Below are 3,069 nucleotides of genomic sequence, written 5' to 3'. Positions count from 1 at the left end.
GTATAGCAATGATTATATCAAAAATGTATTGCACACCACACCTGAAGCGTTGATACACCCCAGCAGGAAGGATACCGCCTACATTAAGCAGATGGTTGCTAAGGCTAATGCCGACACTGCTAAAGCATTTGCCGGGCGCATCCCGGTTATCTTAAAGTCCAAAAGTCCGCTTGTTACCATAACCCGGCTAAGTACCAGCGCCGAAAATAAAAAAGAATCGGGGCTGCTTGAAGATTACCTGTTACCCGAGTTTAATGTTGTAATACGTAAAGCCTACGAAGATTTTAGCTATTCGTTTACTATGACGGTGGATAATAAGGGAAAGCTTTATTTTAAAAAGAACGCAAATTTTAGCTTTGCCGAATTTGAAGATGAAACCAATAAAACGATCCGTGGGATTGTAAACGGTTATTTGACCGGCTATCTTGATGTAACGCCGGGGTCAACATTAGGCATGCCACATAGCAGCGTTGTGGTGATGCATGTTAAAGGTATAAAAGGTAAGTAAAAATCTTACTTATATATTCCACCAATAAGTCCACTTCACTGTAAGCTGCCTGTTTTTAACTGTAAAAGGCGACGGAATGGAGTTGTCACCATATACGATAAAGAAGTCTGATGCAGGCTTGTACCGCCATTGCAAACGGCTGTTAATATTCATGTTCTTTGCCTGCTGGTTATACTGCACAAAAGTGGTAAAATACAATGTGTTGGTAAAAGTAACGTCAGCCCTTGGGCCAATTAGCCAGAATTTGGTACGACCATAAGGCTGCGGCAAGTGTAAATCATTGTAAGAAGTATTCAGTATCAGGTTTACATATGGCTGGAAGCGGTATCCCACCTGGCCGGTTACACTGAGCCGGTTGCCATCGTTATAATATCCGCCTCGTGCAACGTCAACTAAATAGGTAAAAACACTTTGCGGTTTAGAGGCATACTGTACATCAACGGTGTTCCAGTGATTTTCGGTACCGGTTGGCAGTAAAACATTGCCGTTATTGGTAGGATCGAAAGGGCGGAGCAATTTAACATAAGTATCCAAACCCGAAAAGGTAAGAGTGCTGCGGTTACGGAATGTGATCAGGTAGCTCAGGATAGTTTCGTTATCTGTACGTTTAAAGTTTTCGTCGAAAAAGTATGTGCTGGATAGCTGCACGCCATGCGACAATATTGAACCCGATTTAGGGAAAAAATTATGCTGCACCAGCGGGCTTAATTTATTGTATCCTACCCTCGGCACGTAACCAATCTCGGCGTTGTAATTTTTACCAACATATTGCTGCTGCAGGTAAAACGTCCAGAATTTACTTAGATATTGCAGGTTGGCAGCCTGTACATAATCGTGGCCGGTAAGCCCGGGTGTAAATGATTTTAGCCCAAGCAATTTACCCGTCCACAGGTTATTAGAGGATGCCAGGTTATACTCTACCCCTACATTCCGGTTATAGCCAGGCGCAGTGTTACCGGGGTTTGGTGCGCCGCTTGTAGCATCTTTATTAACAAACATAAACGCGATATTCGACCGGCTGAAGACCCGCCTTTGCAGCGTAAACACACCAAAGTTTTGCCCTGGTAAGTTAGCTGCACCAGATTGTCCGGTTTGCACATCCATTACCCCTACACGCCAGTTCTTGTCTATCTTTCCCGTCATTCGCCCACCAAAACGTATCGGGGCGTTTAAGCCAATCCGGCGCGAAAAGAACGGCCGGATATCGGCATAACCGAAGTTGGAGAACAAATCGCCGTTTTCCAGGAAAAACTGTCTTTTCTCCGGAAAAAACAGTTCATACCGGTTCAGGTTGATCACCTGCTGATCAACATCAACCTGCGAAAAATCGGGGTTAACGGTCAAGTCCAGGTTAAGTGATGAGGTAAGGGCCACCTTTACGTCGCCGCCAATTTCTTTACGGTAGGTGGCTTTGGTGCCAGCCTGAAAATCTTTACTTACCCCTCCCAGCACATACGGAATTACAGATATATTGCTGCTGGCAACAGGTGGCTCCTCGTCCCAAACGATGCTGCCGGTATAAGCTAATGATGCAGTCGGAAACTGCCTCGGTACCGGTGCCCAACTCGATTTTTCGGTGGTAATCAGATCATTACGGCCGAAATTGATTCCCCATTCACGGATGCCCTTTTTATAGCGGATACTTTTAAAAGGTATAGCCGCCTCAAATATCCATTTATCCGGATAATTTTTTACTGCAGAGTACCACTTGTTGTCCCAGCTCAGATCAACCTTGCCACCTTCATACATGGTACCATCCCATTGCGCACCGGCGGCATTGGCACCAAAGCTAAAGCCATCGGTACGGGCGTCAAACGGATCCATAAAAAGCAGGAAGTTGTCGTTTTTACCAAAGTTAAAATCCCGCTTGAGCGATTCGACCATGTAGGGGCCGGGGCGTACCGTATAGCAAATAGCAAGCAAGTAGAGATTATTATTGTCGTAGCTCATCTTTACCGTGGTACGCACCTTGGCAAAGCTGGTATCCATCGGCAGTACCATAAAGAAGTTGGCTGCCGAATCGGCTGTTTGCCAGTCGGCGTCATCCATTAAGCCATCTATCTTAATAGCAGACACAGCACGCTTGATGTGTAACTTATAGTTCGCGTTCTTTTTTTGTGCATATGCAAAATTGCCAAGAAGGCAGCAGCATAGCAACAGCAGTAAAGTCAGTTTAATTGAGGGCAATTTAGTATGGTACTTAGGTTTGTGAGATAATACCTGCGCTATTGTGTTAGCGCAACACAATAATATAAATATTAAATTAAAAAGCAATAAAAAATACCAACTGATCCAATGCTGCTTTCTGCAGATAGACAGGGCTTTTGCCGCCCTAACAGCCTTAATCCAGCGTTGAGCAACCGTCAAAAAAATAAATTGCCTATCTTGCAAAGGCAATCTAAACCCGTATGCAAAACAACCTGCAATACCTATATGGCAATATTGATATTTACCTGTTCGATCAGCTTTTAAAAGGCCGGTTTGATGCTTGCAACACTGTGCTGGATGTGGGTTGTGGCGGCGGCCGTAACCTTGTCTATTTTTTAAAAAACGGGCATAAT

General features: G+C 44.4%; 1 protein-coding gene and 1 pseudogene. One reads left to right on the top strand and one right to left on the bottom strand.

Annotation, left to right across the window (positions count from 1 at the left end; genetic code table 11):
• Positions 1–508 (top strand): annotated as a pseudogene (locus ACE5CV_RS06515) (hypothetical protein); the annotation flags it as partial.
• A gap of 9 nt (positions 509–517) precedes the next feature.
• On the opposite strand, the gene ACE5CV_RS06510 reads toward ACE5CV_RS06515, so the two are convergent.
• Complete coding sequence (locus ACE5CV_RS06510; protein ID WP_374949361.1) at positions 518–2,584, bottom strand: DUF5916 domain-containing protein; 2,067 nt, start codon at positions 2,582–2,584, stop codon at positions 518–520.
• Positions 2,585–3,069: the final 485 nt, after the last annotated feature.

The organism is Mucilaginibacter sp., assembly GCF_964263795.1.
Taxonomy (GTDB): Bacteria; Bacteroidota; Bacteroidia; order Sphingobacteriales; family Sphingobacteriaceae; genus Mucilaginibacter.
This window is presented reverse-complemented; position numbering and strand designations above follow the sequence as displayed.